Source organism: Sinobaca sp. SA16-1 (assembly GCF_059510515.1).
Window position 1 is genome coordinate 364,903 of the sequence record NZ_JCAKFL010000003.1, and the last position, 16,408, is coordinate 381,310.

The 16,408-nt window shown below is 43.5% G+C and carries 15 protein-coding genes and 1 tRNA gene; 10 read left to right on the plus strand and 6 right to left on the minus strand.

Features of this window, described 5'->3' with window-relative positions:
- Nucleotides 1–92: 92 nt before the first annotated feature.
- Nucleotides 93–401 carry a hypothetical protein gene (locus tag AC5W2J_RS09865; protein ID WP_496059298.1) on the plus strand — a complete coding sequence of 103 codons (309 nt, stop codon included), beginning with the start codon at nt 93–95 and terminating at the stop codon, nt 399–401.
- Between the two features lie 1,146 nt (nt 402–1,547).
- Here AC5W2J_RS09865 and AC5W2J_RS09870 read toward each other — a convergent pair.
- A tRNA-Val gene (locus tag AC5W2J_RS09870) sits at nt 1,548–1,623 on the minus strand.
- A gap of 114 nt (nt 1,624–1,737) precedes the next feature.
- Here AC5W2J_RS09870 and AC5W2J_RS09875 point away from each other — a divergent pair.
- Nucleotides 1,738–2,883 (plus strand): amidohydrolase, encoded by a 1,146-nt coding sequence (locus tag AC5W2J_RS09875; protein ID WP_496059299.1) that lies wholly within the window; start codon nt 1,738–1,740, stop codon nt 2,881–2,883.
- 102 nt (nt 2,884–2,985) lie between these two features.
- The gene (locus AC5W2J_RS09880) at nt 2,986–4,131 is read left to right on the plus strand and encodes a mechanosensitive ion channel family protein (protein ID WP_496059300.1); all 1,146 of its coding nucleotides are present in this window, start codon (nt 2,986–2,988) and stop codon (nt 4,129–4,131) included.
- Nucleotides 4,132–4,179: 48 nt separating this feature from the next.
- Here AC5W2J_RS09880 and AC5W2J_RS09885 read toward each other — a convergent pair whose 3' ends face one another.
- A complete protein-coding gene (locus AC5W2J_RS09885; RefSeq protein ID WP_496059301.1) occupies nt 4,180–5,052 on the minus strand; it encodes a LysR family transcriptional regulator in 873 nt (290 codons plus the stop codon).
- A gap of 122 nt (nt 5,053–5,174) precedes the next feature.
- On the opposite strand from AC5W2J_RS09885, the gene AC5W2J_RS09890 reads away from it, so the two are divergent.
- A complete protein-coding gene (locus AC5W2J_RS09890; RefSeq protein ID WP_496059302.1) occupies nt 5,175–6,389 on the plus strand; it encodes an MFS transporter in 1,215 nt (404 codons plus the stop codon).
- A 184-nt stretch (nt 6,390–6,573) separates the two neighbouring features.
- The gene (gene aceA / locus AC5W2J_RS09895; RefSeq protein ID WP_496059303.1) at nt 6,574–7,866 is read left to right on the plus strand and encodes an isocitrate lyase; all 1,293 of its coding nucleotides are present in this window, start codon (nt 6,574–6,576) and stop codon (nt 7,864–7,866) included.
- Between the two features lie 65 nt (nt 7,867–7,931).
- Here the strand turns inward: aceA and rraA are convergent, their stop codons facing one another.
- Entirely contained in the window at nt 7,932–8,435 is a 504-nt protein-coding gene (gene rraA, locus AC5W2J_RS09900; RefSeq protein WP_496059304.1) for a ribonuclease E activity regulator RraA, read from the minus strand.
- A 118-nt stretch (nt 8,436–8,553) separates the two neighbouring features.
- Here rraA and dapD point away from each other — a divergent pair, with 118 nt between their 5' ends.
- The 3 genes from dapD to AC5W2J_RS09915 all read left to right on the plus strand — a co-directional run bounded on the left by dapD (nt 8,554) and on the right by AC5W2J_RS09915 (nt 11,693).
- Nucleotides 8,554–9,276, plus strand: a complete 723-nt coding sequence (dapD, locus tag AC5W2J_RS09905) for a 2,3,4,5-tetrahydropyridine-2,6-dicarboxylate N-acetyltransferase (protein ID WP_496059305.1) — start codon at nt 8,554–8,556, stop codon at nt 9,274–9,276.
- Nucleotides 9,277–9,375: 99 nt separating this feature from the next.
- Nucleotides 9,376–10,587 (plus strand): aspartate aminotransferase family protein, encoded by a 1,212-nt coding sequence (locus tag AC5W2J_RS09910; RefSeq protein ID WP_496059306.1) that lies wholly within the window; start codon nt 9,376–9,378, stop codon nt 10,585–10,587.
- A complete protein-coding gene (locus tag AC5W2J_RS09915; protein WP_496059656.1) occupies nt 10,578–11,693 on the plus strand; it encodes an N-acetyldiaminopimelate deacetylase in 1,116 nt (371 codons plus the stop codon). Before AC5W2J_RS09910 ends, AC5W2J_RS09915 begins: the two co-directional genes overlap by 10 nt.
- 55 nt (nt 11,694–11,748) lie before the next feature.
- On the opposite strand, the gene AC5W2J_RS09920 is transcribed toward AC5W2J_RS09915, so the two are convergent.
- Nucleotides 11,749–12,603 (minus strand): mechanosensitive ion channel family protein, encoded by an 855-nt coding sequence (locus AC5W2J_RS09920; protein WP_496059307.1) that lies wholly within the window; start codon nt 12,601–12,603, stop codon nt 11,749–11,751.
- A 181-nt stretch (nt 12,604–12,784) separates the two neighbouring features.
- Here AC5W2J_RS09920 and AC5W2J_RS09925 point away from each other — a divergent pair, with 181 nt between their 5' ends.
- Together AC5W2J_RS09925 and AC5W2J_RS09930 are read left to right on the plus strand one after the other, a co-directional pair.
- Nucleotides 12,785–13,330: a peroxiredoxin gene (locus tag AC5W2J_RS09925; RefSeq protein ID WP_496059308.1), complete on the plus strand. Its 546-nt coding sequence runs from the start codon at nt 12,785–12,787 to the stop codon at nt 13,328–13,330.
- Nucleotides 13,331–13,473: 143 nt separating this feature from the next.
- Complete coding sequence (locus tag AC5W2J_RS09930; RefSeq protein ID WP_496059309.1) at nt 13,474–14,139, plus strand: potassium channel family protein; 666 nt, start codon at nt 13,474–13,476, stop codon at nt 14,137–14,139.
- 86 nt (nt 14,140–14,225) lie between these two features.
- Here AC5W2J_RS09930 and rnjA read toward each other — a convergent pair whose 3' ends face one another.
- Nucleotides 14,226–15,893 carry a ribonuclease J1 gene (gene rnjA, locus AC5W2J_RS09935; RefSeq protein WP_496059310.1) on the minus strand — a complete coding sequence of 556 codons (1,668 nt, stop codon included), beginning with the start codon at nt 15,891–15,893 and terminating at the stop codon, nt 14,226–14,228.
- A gap of 3 nt (nt 15,894–15,896) precedes the next feature.
- Entirely contained in the window at nt 15,897–16,106 is a 210-nt protein-coding gene (locus AC5W2J_RS09940) for a DNA-dependent RNA polymerase subunit epsilon (protein WP_496059311.1), read from the minus strand.
- Between the last annotated feature and the right edge of the window lie 302 nt (nt 16,107–16,408).

Sequence of the window (16,408 nt, forward strand, 5' to 3'; positions counted from 1 at the left end):
AATATTTTTTTGACTGTAGAAGAATAAAAATAAAGGAAATTCCTCTTTTGGTGAAGAAATAGTATCTATCGCATGTATTAGGAGGGGTTTTTATGGAAGAGATAGAAATTGGATATGTATGGTTGAGCAAAACGCAGTTAGATTGCGATGGAGGGAAAATATTCATTCATGAAAGTGAGGAAGGTATAAAAGACTGGAAAGTCGAAATTTATCAAATTTCTAATCACTTCACTGAGGAATTATTAAACCGAGAGTCAATTCCTATCAAGGTTACTAATTCTAATTGGGAAGAATATACTGGATATGTGGATGTAGATGACATTGGTTATGGGGAAAGAATCAATATGTATCTAAATGTACATGAAAAATTGGAATTTAGAGATATAACTCCTAATGAATAAATTAAAAGCACTCTCCAGGCGAGGGTGTTTTTTTCGTTGCAATAAAATGATAGAGAATGATAGAAATTTTGCTATATATAGGAGCTATCCTGAGATATCGGAGCCCCTAAAGGAGTATGGTGAGATTTGTGAGGCCCTAAAGAGATAAGATGGCGAGAAATGCGAGGCCCTAAAAGACTCAAAGTCAACTCGTTATTCATTGGAAAACTACTAAGAAACCCTAATATAAAAAATGGTTAGATATATGGGCACATAATAGGGATCAAGACATTTCCGACTCCCTAAAAGGAGAAAAACGGACATTTCTTACATCCTAAAAGAATGTTAACAAATGATAATATAATATGGCTTTATAGCAGATAACCTGCAAAAACATGAAGTCTATTTTTAGCTACCTGTAAAAACCTATATTAGAATGCTGTTATAGAAGCCTATAAGCTCATTTGAAAATACTACAAATTACTACATGTGAGGTAAGAAGCCTGCAACGGCTGCAACGCTAAATTATCCACTTAGAGAATGTTAGAAAATGTGGGAATAGAAAACGTATAGGAAGGAGGATGACATGCAGCAAACTACTTAGAAAAACTTAGTGTTAATTAATACGCAGAGAGGAACTTGTCAAAACTTGACATTTCTTTTAATGGGAAAGAGCTTATAGTATATTGCGAACTACTTAACAAAACTCGACATATAACCCTATAAGAGGGTGAAGGATATATAGGGAGCTACCTGCTTAAACCTGCCATTCGTCCGTATAAGAGAAGGTGCCTCACAAAACCTCACTTAGCAGCATACAGGGTTATTACATAAGTTTGAGCCGATTCATAAGTTTACTCATGACTTTTTAAGTACTTATGAACGCTGGAAGTCTTGATGTATAAGGGAGGGGAGTGGTTATTACATAAGTTACATGATTTTTTTCATATCTTATGTGTTTGTACATATTATATAGAAGAAACAAGAAAGGAATAACGTGGGGTAGTTTTATAAATATGGAGTTGAAATGAGCCTTAAATGACCGCTTTTATAAAATTTTCCCCAGATTTTCCCCATTTACGTTGTACCAGTTTATATACCAGTAACTGTATTAGTTTTAGACATAAGAAAAAGCCCTCTATACGAAGGCTTGCAGTGTTTGTGTTATGGTGCCCCGTACTGGGCTCGAACCAGTGACCTCCACCCTGTCAAGGTGGCGCTCTCCCAGCTGAGCTAACGGAGCAGCTGGATAGATGAACCTTTATTAATTTACCTTGGACTGGCAGGGTTTGTCAATACAAAAAGCAAATATGCTATAATATTTAGTGAATCGAAGTACTTAGGAGGCAGGTTTTGGATGAATAAAGCATACATAGGAGCCTGTATCATGAATCAGAATGGTGTTTTCATCGAGCATGCTGTACTTCTTGTTAACGGCGCCCAAATTGAAGCAGTAACAGACGAAGATCACATACCAAAAGACTATAAACAGATAAACGTACGGGGAAAATATATTACTCCGGGTTTGATTGATGTGCATACCCATCTTGGCGTACACGAAGAAGGCATCGGACCGCAGGGTGCTGATTTTAATGAAACAAGCCAGGCCGTCACGCCTGCTGTGCGTGCAATCGATGGAATTCATCCGTTGGAGGAAGGCTTTGAGCTGGCACGCCGGTCTGGAGTAACTACCGTACAAATTCTCCCTGGAAGTGCCAATGTAATCGGCGGGGAAATGGTCATTGTGAAAACAAGCGGACGGATTGTCGATGAGATGGTGTTGATATCACCATCTGGTATGAAAGCAGCGTTTGGAGAAAATCCTAAACGTATACACTCCAAAAAGCCCTCCGGTCCGGTTACACGAATGGGAAATGCGGCGTTGTTTCGGGAAACCATGATAAAAGCGCAGAATTACAAGGATAAATGTAATAAAGACCCAAAAACGCCAAGAGACCTTGGTCTGGAACAGCTCGTTTCTTTACTGGAAAAGCGTATTCCACTCCGCGCTCATGCGCACCGGGCCGATGATATTGCTACTGTTGTCAGGCTTGCTGAAGAATTTGATCTCCGCTACACGATTGAACACTGCACGGAAGGTCATTTAATTGCTGAGTTTCTCGCCCGCCATCAGGTGACAGCATCGGTCGGCCCTACGATGTCCACGAAATCCAAAGCAGAGTTGTCCAATAAAAGCTGGGAAACACTGTCCGCTCTCGAAGAGAATGGGATCGATTACTGTATCACAACCGATCATCCGGTAGTCGGCATCGACCACCTGCTTACTTCGGCAATGATGGCGCATAAAGAGGGACTAAGTGAGGCAAAAGCTTTGTCTTCCATTACGTTGTTTGCTGCGAGGCATCTGGATATGGCAGAAACGAAAGGATCACTTGAAAAAGCCAAAGATGCAGACTTTGTTATATGGAGCCATCATCCTTTTAATGTACAAAGTCTGGTGGAGCAGACTTTTATAGAAGGAAAGCCGGTATATTCAAGATAGGACACACAAGCTTTTCAGATCTTTCATAGGAACACTAGAGAAACGTTGACCGATGTGTTAAGATTTGATTTATTCAACAGTAAAAACATCCGGAGGGTACCTATGATAGATTTTTGGATGAGAACGCAGGAGTTTTTCATAAACCTGCCCTGGATTGATATAGGATTTGCTATATTAATATTTTTTCTCATATTCTTTTTAAGACGATATTTAACCACATACATTTTCAGACTGCTGATTCGCATAGCCAAAAAAACGCCGACTGATGTGTTTACAAATGTAATTATTGCATTTGAAAAGCCGCTTCGGTTTTTCTTTGTCATACTCGGTTTGTATTTAGCGCTGCTTTCCCTTCCTATACAGGGGGAATACATGGGAATCGTTAACCGATTTTACCGTACAGCTATTATTATAGTAATGGGCTGGGGGCTTTTTAATTTCACGGCAGCTTCTTCTTCCATGTTCTATAAACTTTCCAGTAAAATGGACGACGGGGAAGACAGTATGCTTCTGCCGTTTCTCTCCCGCATCGTCCGCTTTGTAATATTGGCCCTTACGATTACCATTATCGCCCACGAATGGAATTATGACATTAACGGCCTGATTGCCGGTCTTGGCCTGGGCGGCCTCGCCTTTGCTCTTGCAGCCCAGGAAACGCTCAGTAATTTTCTCGGAGGTATTATTATCGTAACGGAACGTCCTTTTAAAAAAGGAGACTGGATTGCTTCTGCTACGGTGGAAGGGTTTGTAGAGGATATTAATTTCCGGAGCACAAAGATTCGAACCTTTGAAGATTCGCTCGTAATTGTTCCTAACAAAACCCTGGCCCATGAAGCTATTACCAACTGGTCGGAGATGGGAAAGCGTCAGATTACCTTTAATGTAGGCGTGAAGTACGGAACGCCGAGAGCAGACGTGCAGCGGGTAGTAGAACGTATAGAAGATACGCTTCGGGAAAATACCAAAATTGATAATGAACTTATTATCGTCCGCTTCAGCGAGTTTAACTCTTTTTCCCTTGATATTTTTGTGTACTTCTTTACGAAAGCGACGGGCTGGGTTGATTGGTTTGAAGCAAAAGAAGACATTAATTTTGAAGTGATGCAGATCTTGGAAGAAGAGGGCGTGGAGATCGCCTTTCCTTCCGAGTCGGTTTATATTGAAAATGCTTCTGCAGAGGCATGGCCTGATTCCATTAAGCAGGAAATTGCAGAAAAAACAAAGCAGGCAGAGCATTCTAATAGGTAACAAAATCCCCCGGCTGCGCAGCCGGGGGATTTTAATGCATAGAAATCTTTAAGCAAGCAGAAACTGAAGAAAAGCTTTGTTGGCAGCGGACAGCGATTCTTTCCGGCGGTGGGCCAGAGCAAGCGTCAGTGATATAGGCGGATCGAGAGGTATACCTGCCAGTTTTTCATCATCCTGTATGACCATCTCCAAAAAAATAGTGATACCAAGACCCCGCTGCGTCAGGGACTTGGCCATGGAAATCTGATTGGTTTCAAATGCAAGGTGAACGGGACGACCTGCTTTTTCACTTATTTGATCGACTACTTTCCTCTGATAGTATCCTTCTTTAAATAAGATGAGCGGCTCGTCTGCCAGCTCTTCATGGTATAGGGAAGTTCTGGATGCAAAGGGATGATCAAGAGGAACCACGGCTACCATCTGTGCTGTAAGAAACGGATGTATGCTTAGCAGGCTTGACGATTTTCGGCCTTCTTCCGTCACAATCGTACCGAGTTCAATTTCCCCACTGATAACAGCTTCTTCAATGGCAGAAGTGCCGGCTTCGTAGATGGAAACGGTCAAGCCGGGATAAGCTTCCAGAAAGCGCATAATCTGGTCAGGGAAATAATAAGAACCGGCCATGGATGGCAGACCGATCTCTACTTCTCCCTGAGTAAGATCCTGCATATTTATCACTTCACTTTTCGCTTTTACGAGCAGACGGTGCATTTCAACAGCATATTCGTATAACTTTTCACCGGCTTTCGTCAGGCGGATCTGCCGCTTATCACGGATAAGAAGAGACACACCGAGCTCGTCTTCAAGCTGCCGAACCGCACGGCTGACGGCGGGCTGGGCAATGCGAAGGGAATCAGCGGCTTTTGTAAAACTGCGTCTGGCTGCTACTTCCCGAAAGTATTCGAGGGCTCTGCTTTCCATAACATTCTCCTTTCATAACAAAAAAGCATAATTATTATGTTTATTATATATTTTATTTATCAATAAATCCATGATAGCATACAAGCAGTAGACAAAGTGTTCAGGAAAGAAGGATACCTCCCATGATAGAAGCAAAAACAGCGTCGTTCTGGAAAGCGACAATGGCGCTTGGAGCCGCCTCTTTTTTAATATTTGCCAACCTATACTACCCTCAGCCGCTTCTTCCTATGCTGAGCGAAGAGTTTCAAGTATCAGAAGTTGCTTCGAGCCTGATTATTTCTATCCCATTAATTGTGCTGGGAATTACTTTTTTTGTATACAGCGCCCTGTCTGATGCTTTTGGCAGGCGGAATATCTTATTTATTTCAATGGCACTTGGCATTGCAGGAACGATTCTTATCAGCCTCGCACCAAGTTTTGGCTGGCTGATGGCTGCCAGGGTGTTTCAGGCAGCTGCTCTTGCAGGGGTGCCGGTGGCTGCCATGGCCTACCTCAGTGAAGAATACTCCAAAAAAGCGATGACAGTAGCAGTAGGGATTTATATTAGTACCAACAGCCTTGGTGGAATGAGCGGCCGCGTGGCAAGCGGTATCATTGCAGATGCCTCAGACTGGCAGCTGGCTTTTATTATCATGGCAGGGGTAAGCGTAGGTATCGGTATTTTTGTCTGGTTTATGCTTCCGGATTCTACACAGTTTACGGCCAAACCATTTCACCTTAAAGAAACACTGCAGAATAATTGGATGCACCTTAAAAATAAAAAAATGGCGCTGGCCTATGTGATCGGCGGGCTGCATTTTTTCGTATTCATCGGCGTGTTTAACTTTATTACGTATCTATTAAATGGAGAACCGTTCTTTGTGTCTGCTACAGTACTCGGTCTGCTGTTTCTAACTTACGGAGCAGGGACCTTCAGCTCGACGCTGGCCGGAAAGATGGCACAGGTATGGAATCAGACAAGCTGTATGCTGATTGGAATAGCTCTAATGGCAATAGGAATTGTATTAACAATCGTGCCTTCTTTTCCTGTCATACTACTAGCACTGCTGACGTTGAGCTTTGGCTTTTTCTTCGTTCACTCCAGCTCCAGTTCCTGGGTTACAAGGCATGCGTCAGAAGCGAAGGCAAGCGCCTCCGGACTATATTTAACCAGTTATTATTTAGGAGGAGGGCTAAGCAGCATCTACTTTGGCTGGCTGTGGCCGGCATTTGGCTGGCCGGGTGTTGTAACAGGAGCCGCGGGCGTGCTGATTATTACGCTGAGCTGCACGCTTTCTCTCCGAAAAATTGACAGAGCCGAACAGAAAGAAGTTTCCACTGCCTTTGTTACAAATTAATAAAGTAAAGCCGGGCCCGTTATGGGTCCGGTTTTTGTTATGCAACAGACTATTAATAATAAATCTGTGTTAATAATTTTTTAGAAAAATTAATGAAAGGGGTTGCAAAAATAATTTTACTGTTATAACATAAGATCATACTAAATCAACTGTTATAAAACAGTAATGCGAGGGAGAGATAAAGATGGGATCAATTCAGGAAGATGCAAAAAAGCTTGAGCAACAATGGAAAGATGACAGCCGATGGGAAGGGATTGAAAGACCCTACAGCGCGGAAGACGTAATAAAATTAAGAGGGTCTATTGAAATCGAGCATACATTAGCAAAACGAGGGTCGGAAAAACTGTGGAAGCTGCTGCATGAAGAGCCTTATGTGAACTCTTTAGGAGCACTAACAGGAAACCAGGCCGTACAGCAGGTAAAAGCTGGTTTGAAAGCGATTTATTTAAGCGGCTGGCAGGTAGCGGCGGATGCTAACCTGGCCGGACAGATGTATCCGGACCAAAGCTTGTATCCGGCCAACAGTGTACCGAGCGTCGTACAACGTATTAACCAGGCATTGCAGCGTGCAGACCAAATCCAGCATATGGAACAGGAGGGGGATACAGATTTCTTCGCCCCAATCGTTGCCGATGCCGAGGCAGGATTTGGCGGGCAGCTGAATGTATTTGAATTAATGAAAAGTATGATTGAATCCGGTGCATCCGGCGTTCACTTTGAGGACCAGCTGGCGTCAGAAAAGAAATGCGGCCACTTAGGCGGAAAAGTACTGCTTCCAACGCAGAACGCTGTGCGCAATCTAATATCTGCACGTCTTGCAGCTGACGTAAGCGGAACGAAAACGATTATCCTTGCCAGGACAGATGCTGATGCAGCCGATCTTATTACTAGCGATATCGACCCTTACGATAAAGAATTTATTACAGGAGAGCGTACGGCCGAAGGATTCTACCGTACAAAACCCGGCATCGATCAGGCGATTGCACGAGGCCTGGCGTATGCACCTTATGCTGATTTAATCTGGTGCGAGACGTCCAAGCCAAATCTGGAAGAAGCCCAGAAGTTTGCTGATGCCATTCACGAAAAGTTTCCTGGAAAGATGCTCGCATATAACTGTTCGCCTTCATTTAACTGGAAAGCGAATCTGGATGACGATACCATTGAAACATTCCAGCAGGAAATTGCGAAAATGGGCTATAAATTCCAGTTTGTTACGCTTGCCGGTTTCCATGCATTAAACCACAGCATGTTTGAATTGGCTAAAGGCTACAAAACACGTGGGATGGGAGCTTATTCTGAACTGCAGCAGGCCGAGTTTGCCAGTGAAGCTAACGGCTACACTGCGACACGCCACCAGCGTGAAGTAGGGACCGGCTATTTTGATGAAGTAGCGCAGGTGATTACCAGTGGAACATCTTCCACCACGGCTCTTAAAGGTTCTACAGAAACAGCGCAGTTCCAGAAAACAAAGTCATAAATAGTCGATAAGAAGAGCCGGTCTCCTATAATGGGAGGCCGGCTTTTTTATGAAGTTATGCTTTTTTATAAATTTAGTTCATTCGCTGATATAAGAATCCCATCATTATCAGCATAAACCCATTCTCCGGGCTGCCATGTGACGGAGGCAAAGGCAACTGGAATATTTGCATCTCCTTTTCCATTTTTCACAGATTTCACCGGATGGGTTCCAATGGCAAAAACCCCGACATCCATTTGGGCTATTTCATCTGAATCACGGATACAACCATAAATAATAACGCCTGCAAGCTTCCGCTCTAAGGCAATCTCCGCTAGGTTATCACCCATCAGCGCGCAGCGGGAAGATCCGCCGCCGTCTACTACAAGAACAGACCCTTCCGGAAGCTCCTGCAGCGCTTTTTTTACAAGTACGTTATCTTCGAAAACTCGGACGGTGGCCACTGGTCCGGAAAAATGTGTCTTCTGTCCGTACAGTTTAAATAATGGGTCGGCTACGGTCACTACTTCTGAATAATCATCACAAATGTCTGCTGTAAATCCCATCTCATCACTTCCTTTTTTAGTCATCCCTGTATAATATTCGATACGTAGTGAAAAAATCCTTTCCGTGCGCAATGGTTTCCTTCAAAGGCTTGATATGATACTCTATGTAGGAGATTGTTAAGATTCTAAGGAGGATACGTCAATGAAACAAATGGATGCAAACGAAATTATCGCTTTTATTTCAGAAAGTAAAAAATCAACACCGGTGAAAGTCTATATTCAAGGAGATCTGGACTCTATCGGTTTTGGAAACGAAACAAAACGCTTTATCGAAGGGAATACAGGAATTCTTTTCGGAGAGTGGAGCGATATTGAAAAAGGTATTAAAGACAACCAGGATAAAATTACAGATTACGTAGTGGAGAGCGACCGCCGCAATTCCGCTATTCCTCTGTTAGATACAAAAGCAATAGAAGCCCGCATTGAGCCGGGCGCGGTTATCCGCGATCAGGTAGAGATTGGCAAAGGTGCCGTTATTATGATGGGTGCTTCCATTAATATCGGTTCTGTAGTTGGAGAAGGCACGATGATTGACATGAATGTTGTCATGGGAGGCAGAGCAACAGTAGGAAAGAACTGCCACATCGGTGCAGGATCCGTACTGGCCGGCGTTATTGAACCGCCATCCGCACAGCCTGTTATTGTACAAGATGGCGTTGTTGTTGGAGCAAACTGCGTTATTCTTGAAGGAGTAACGGTAGGAGAAGGTGCTGTAGTTGCCGCTGGAGCGATCGTAACAGAAGATGTTCCACCAAATACGGTAGTTGCCGGCACACCAGCCCGCGTAATTAAAGAAATCGATGAGAAAACAAAAGGCAAAACAGAAATCAAGCAGGAACTTCGCCGTCTAAATGACGATAACTAAATAAAATTCCTTTCCAGGCCGTCCGGTGAAAAGTGTTTAGCCGGACGGCCTTTTTATATTATAATAAAAAGATCACGGAAGATAGAAAGGATAGAGTACATGAATTGGATGGAACGAGATCAGAACGCTATCATGTCTACATACCAAAGACTTCCGATAGCAGTGGAAAAAGGAGAAGGCAATTATCTATTTGATACAGAAGGAAAAGCCTATTTGGATTTATTTACAGGGCTGGCCGTCAATCTGCTCGGCCATTCGCATCCTTATCTGTTAAAAAAGCTGGGTGAACAATCACAAAAATTCCTTCATATTTCCAACATATTCTTAAATCAACCGGCGATCGAGCTGGCGGAACGAATGATAGAGCAGTCCATTCCCGGAAAAGTCTTTTTTGCTAATTCGGGTGCGGAAGCGACGGAAGCGGCAGTAAAGCTCGTGCATAAATGGAAAAAAGAGCAGAGCGAAGAAAAAAACGGAATCGTCGTACTGGAAAAAAGCTTTCACGGCCGGACGCTTGGGGTCGTAAAACTAACAAGACAGCCTGGTATTTATCAGGACTTTCCAGCAGCCGATTATCCCGTCTTTGAAACAGTGCCGGAAGACCTCAACCAGCTGGAGTCGGTATTGATGAAAGAAAAACCGGCAGCTTTTCTGGCAGAACCAATTCTCGGTTCAGGTGGTATTACGCCATTGTCCAAGAATTATCTGCAGGGCGCAGAAGCACTCTGCAAAAAGTACAATGTTCTTTTTTGTATAGATGAAATTCAAACAGGAATCGGACGCACCGGAACGTTTTTTGCATATCAGCAGGCAGACGTAGTGCCGGACATGATCTTATTTGCCAAAGGAATTGGAGGAGGTCTGCCGTTAGGGGGTATTATTGCTGGTGAAAAGCTGAAAAATAAATTTGTGCCCGGGGATCATGGTACTACCTTCGGCCCGTCTCCGCTGAGTGCGGCTCTTGGGAATGCTGTCATGGACGTATTGTTCGAGCAGAATGGATTAAAAGAAGGCAGGGAGCGGGCCGGCTATTTCAGACAGCAGCTTGAAGCCTTGCAGCTGGAGCTGAAAAACGATATACAGGAAATCAGGGGAATGGGAATGATGCTCGGCGTAAAGCTGGATGCAGAGGCTGATAAAGTGAAAAGCATTCAGGAATCGCTGCTGCATCGAGGCTTTATGGTCAATATTGCCCAACAGACAATTATCCGGCTGTTGCCGCCCCTTACCCTGCAGAATAAGGAAGCGGATAGTTTTGTCCAGGCATTTAAAGAAGAACTAATATCCAGACGTCAGGAGGCATCCGTGTGAACGTAACGACCATCCGGCGGGAGCTTCATCAAATCCCGGAACCAGGATTCAAAGAATGGAAAACACAGGAATACCTGCTTGAAAAAATAGATTCATGGAAAACAGACTATATGGAATGGAAAACCTGGCACACTGGTATTTTTTTATTTATTCGTGGGTCAGAACCTGTTAAAACCGTGGCGTACCGAACAGATATGGACGGACTGCCTATTGAGGAAAATACCTCCTATCCCTTTTCTTCTCTTCATCCGGGAATGATGCATGCCTGCGGACATGACCTTCATATGTCTATTGCGCTGGGACTTGTGCATTCCTTCTCAAAAGCTCAGCCAAAAGAGAACCTGCTGTTTATATTCCAGCCGGCTGAAGAAGGACCGGGAGGGGCAGAACCGATGCTGAACGCCGCACCGTTTTTGGAGTGGAAGCCGGACGAAATTTATGCCCTTCATGTAGCACCGGAACGAAAAGTAGGGGAAGTATCCTCCAAGCCCGGTCTTTTATTTGCCAACACCTCAGAGCTGTTTATTGACCTTAAAGGCACAGGAGGGCATGCAGCCAGGCCCCATCTGGCCAAGGACATGGTAGTCGCTGCAAGCCATCTTGTTACGCAGATTCAATCTGTCGTAGCAAGAAATGTAGATCCTCTTGATGCTGCCGTTGTAACGATCGGAAAAATAACCGGCGGAACGAAGCAGAATATTATTGCCGAGACGGCCAGGCTGGAAGGAACGATACGCACGCTCTCGGAAGAAAGCATGCAGATGGTAAAAACAAGAATCAGGCAGCTCACGGCCGGCATTGAAGCAGCTTTTGCCTGCGAAGCCACCATTGATTGGGGAGCAAACTACTGCCAGGTGTACAATAATCATGAACTTGCGGCTTCTTTCCGAAATTTTGCCGAGCAGCACGAAGAAGTAACCTACGTGGAGAGCGGAGAAGCAATGACCGGAGAGGATTTCGGCTACTTCCTGCGCGAAGTGCCGGGATTGATGTTCTGGCTTGGCGTGGACACACCGTTCGGGCTTCATGATTCGCGGCTGGAACCTAAAGAAGAAGCAATGAATACCGCCATTGCATTTATGGAAGATTTTCTAAAAAGCAGATAAGAAAAAACGGCGCTCTTTTAAAGAGACGCCGTTTTTTATAATAGAAGTGCACGTGTTATTTGTTTACGGAAGCGGACTCGTGTTTATCGATATACACCTGATGAGGAAAGGGAATTTCAATTCCGTTTTCTTCGAGCGCTTCTTTGCAGGCTTTTAATATCTCGCGCTGCATGGACCACTGCATCATATTTTCTGTTTTCCCGATAATACGGAGCACTACTTCAGAATCTCCAAGCGACTGGACGCCTACGACATCAGGCCCTTCTACAATTTCAGGGTGTGCAGAGGCAACCTTGTTACAGGCTTCCTGAAGGACCGATATCGCTTTATCAATATCATCATTGTATGAAATGCCAATATCAATAAGCGCCTGCATGTTCCCTCTGGAATAGTTGCTGACCGTAATAATCTCCCGGTTGGGGATAAAATGAAGGACCCCGTCAAAGCTTCTGATCTGTGTCGTACGGAGACCAATTTCTTCCACCACGCCGTCAAGCCCTGCCACAGAGATGTAGTCATCTACATCCACCTGTTTTTCTATCAATAGAAAAACACCTGTGACGACGTCACTGACAAGTCCCTGGGCACCGAAGCCGACGGCGAGGCCTACCACCCCGGCTCCGGCAATTAAGGAGGCAATAGGCAGATTGAAGATGCCTAATATAATGGTAATAAGCACAAAAATAAGAACATAGGAAAATACATTAACAAGCAGTCTTGAAATGGTTTTTATTCTTCCCGGATGCATGTTGCGCTTTTCCTGCATTTTGGTAAAACCGCGTGTGATGATCCGTTTTCCGACGGCTCTTGCAATAAAGTAGCCGATCACAGCTAATATAATTTGGATGACAACCAGAAGGGCGGCACTCAAGACCCCGGTAAGTATTGTTTCGTCGATAAAACCCGGCATAGACGGATCTCCTTTCATTCATAAATAGTAGAATAAAGCACGATAAAGAGTATACCATACGTCATCGGAGTTGAAAAAACATTATTACAATAAATGGTGGATCAACTCTGTTTGACTTTCAAAACGGCTCCATATTACAATTAAATCCGTGAAAAGCTTTACACAGGGAGTGAAACAAAGCATGAGTGAAAAACGAATGGTAGGCAGGCAGGCACCAAGATTTGAGATGGATGCTGTAATGCAAAATAAAGAGTTCGGCAAAGTAAGTCTGGAAGAGAATATGGAGAAAGACCAATGGACGGTATTGTTTTTCTATCCAATGGATTTTACTACTGTCTGCCCGACTGAAATCACTTCGTTGAGTGACCAATTTGATGAATTCGAAGAATTGGATACAGAAGTAATTGGCGTATCCACAGATACGATCCATGCCCATAAAGCCTGGATTAACACATCGCGGGACGATAACGGACTGGGTGAACTTAACTATCCGCTGGCTGCAGATACCAATCATAAAGTAGCACGTGAATACGGCGTGCTTATGGAAGAAGAAGGAATAGCGCTGCGCGGATTATTTATTATCAGCCCGGAAGGCGAATTGATGTATTCCGCGGTTAATCATAATAATGTCGGCCGCGATGTAGATGAAACACTTCGTGTGCTTCAGGCTCTTCAAACAGGCGGATTATGCCCGGCTAACTGGAAGCCGGGTCAGGAAACCCTTTAAACAGAAGCGGTAACCCAGTCATGCGTAAAAGAAAAGCACAAAATAAACAGCTGCAGTACGTACACGAAATCTTCATTTCGTGTGCTTTTTCATGTAAAATTGAAGAAGAACAACCGGTTTAGATGAAGAGTGGAGGAAAAGGCATGAAAAAGCAATTTGCGGTTATCGGGCTTGGCAGGTTCGGCGGCAGCATCTGCAAGTCCCTTATGGATGAAGGTATGGACGTACTGGCTATTGACCAGGATGAAGAAAAAGTAAATGAATTTGCCTCTATTGCTACCCAGGCAGTTATTGCAGACAGCACAGATGAAAAAGCGCTGAAAAGTCTGGGCATACGAAACTTTGACCATGTTATTGTAGCAATTGGAGATAACATTCAGGCAAGTATTTTAACAACACTTATTCTAGATGAAATGAAAATTAAGCATATTACGGTAAAAGCGCAGAATGACTATCATGAAACAGTGCTCAGTCGAATCGGCGCCCATGAAATTGTCCATCCGGAACGAGATATGGGTATTCGGATTGCTCACAATGTTGTATCAGACAACGTACTGGATTACCTGGAACTGTCAGATGAGCACAGCATCGTGGAACTTGTCGCGGGTCCTACGATTGATGGAAAAAGCATCGTGGACCTGGACGTTAGATCGACGTACGGGTGTAATATTCTGGCAATCAAACGAGGCGAAGAATTAACCGTTTCTCCCGAACCTGAGGTAAAGCTCTATGACGGGGATATATTAATTATTATAGGTGCAGATGCGGATATAAGCCGGCTGGAAACCTATTGGATTGATGATAATTAAAAACGATTGTCCATATAAAATATATGTATAGTGTTCCATTAACGTAAAAAGGAGTCTCCATTTAATAATGGAAACTCCTTTTTTTATTACACTTCCATAATGATAGGAAGAATCATAGGCTTACGTTTTGTTTTTTCATATAAATAAGGGGAAAGCTGGTCAATAATTTCGTTTTTGATTTCGGCCCACTGTTTTGTTTTACGCTTCATGACTTCATCTAAATGAGTAGACAGCATCTTTTGTGCATCGTTAATCATGTCGCTTGATTCTCTCATGTATACAAAGCCTCTGGAAATGATATCAGGTCCGGCAGAGACAGTGAAATTTTTCATATCAATACTTACGACAACCACGACAAGTCCTTCTTCTGAAAGAATGCGGCGGTCCCGCAGTACGATATTTCCGATATCACCGATACCGTTTCCGTCTACATATACAGAGCCGGATGGTACTTTGCCTACAATGGAGGCTGAATCCTTTTTCAGGGCGAGGACTTCCCCTATTTCCATTACGAACGAATGATCCAATGGAACATCACAGTCTTCAGCGAGTTTGGTATGCATTTTCAGCATCCGGTACTCCCCGTGAATGGGCATAAAGTATTTTGGTTTCATCAGACGAAGCATTAATTTCTGCTCTTCCTGTGCGCCGTGGCCGGAAGTGTGAATATTATTTAATGAGCCGTGGATAACTTTTGCGCCGGCTTTTAGAAGCTGATTGATAATTTTATTTACAGATAAATTATTTCCTGGAATAGGAGAACTTGAAAAAACAATTGTATCTCCCGGAATAATTTGAATCTGGCGGTGCGTTCCGTGGGCTATTCTGGAAAGAGCTGCCATTGGTTCGCCCTGGCTTCCTGTACAAAGTATCGCGGTTTCGTTGTCAGGCATCCGGTTCAGCTGGCCGGGCTCAATAAATGTATCTTTTGGGGCTTTAATATAGCCGAGCTCCTGGCCGATATTGATTGCGTTATCCATGCTTCGTCCGAACACAGCAATTTTTCTACCATGATGAACAGCGGCATTGACTGCCTGCTGCAGACGATAAATATTGGAAGCGAAGGTAGCGAATATAACCCGGCCTTCAGCTTTCTGGAATATATTATCAATACTTTTACTTACTGTTCTTTCGGACATACTAAATCCTGGTATTTCACTATTTGTGCTGTCGGATAAAAGACAAAGAACGCCTTCATCCCCGATTTGAGCCATTTTGGACAGATTCGCCGGCTGGCTTACCGGAGTGAAATCAAATTTAAAGTCCCCGGTATGAACGATATTGCCTTCGGGTGTTTTTACAACAACGCCGAGGGAGTCGGGGATACTGTGTGTTGTTTTGAAAAATGAGATGGAAAGATTAGCAAAGCTGATCACATCTTCTTCCTTAATAACGTGCAGCGTTGTCTTGCGAAGAAGGCCGTGCTCCTCCAGCTTTCTTTTCAGAAGGCCGAGTGCAAGCTGTCCACCGTAAACGGGGATGTTCATTTCGCGAAGGAAATAAGGAATGCCGCCAATGTGATCTTCGTGTCCATGCGTAATAAATAAGCCCTTTATTTTATGCTGATTTCTAACGAGGTACGTGTAATCCGGAATAACATAATCGATACCGAGAAGTTCATCTTCCGGAAACATAATGCCTGCGTCAATAACAATAATTTCGTCCTTATATTCAATTGCATACGTGTTTTTGCCGATTTCCCCAAGTCCTCCAAGGGCAAATACAGCTACCTGGTCGTTTTGTAGTTGTTTCATATGTTAGATGTTCTCCACTTTGAAGTCTTCTTTTTGTTTTTCAAAAGCGAGAAGAGCATCTGAAACAGGCTGGACGAATTCAATATTGTAAGGACGATCTTTTAATTTAATTCTAACATCCATTTCTGAATCTGCTTCTATATACATAGATTCTGTGTTCTCGCGGACTGCTATTTCTGTTGAATCCTTTTGATATAATACTTTGTAAATCATAGGTATAGTCTCTCCTTTGTATTGGGTGATTTCTATTAAACAGAACACATATGAAATTTCTTGCTGCTTTATATGACGAAAAGGAAGACATAAGGACCTGCTTCCTTAGATATCCGAAAAAAACATGAAGAAATAAGCATAGCTGTCCTATTGTAAATGAAGAAAAGGGCTTCAAATATTTATACGCAAAGCGGAACGGGCGGACAGTCCACTTTGATAAAACACTCGATTCTCAAATTGTAATCGATTTAAAGCTTTTTTTCAATAGACGAAGCTATCTCAAAGACAGGTGAAAACGGCTT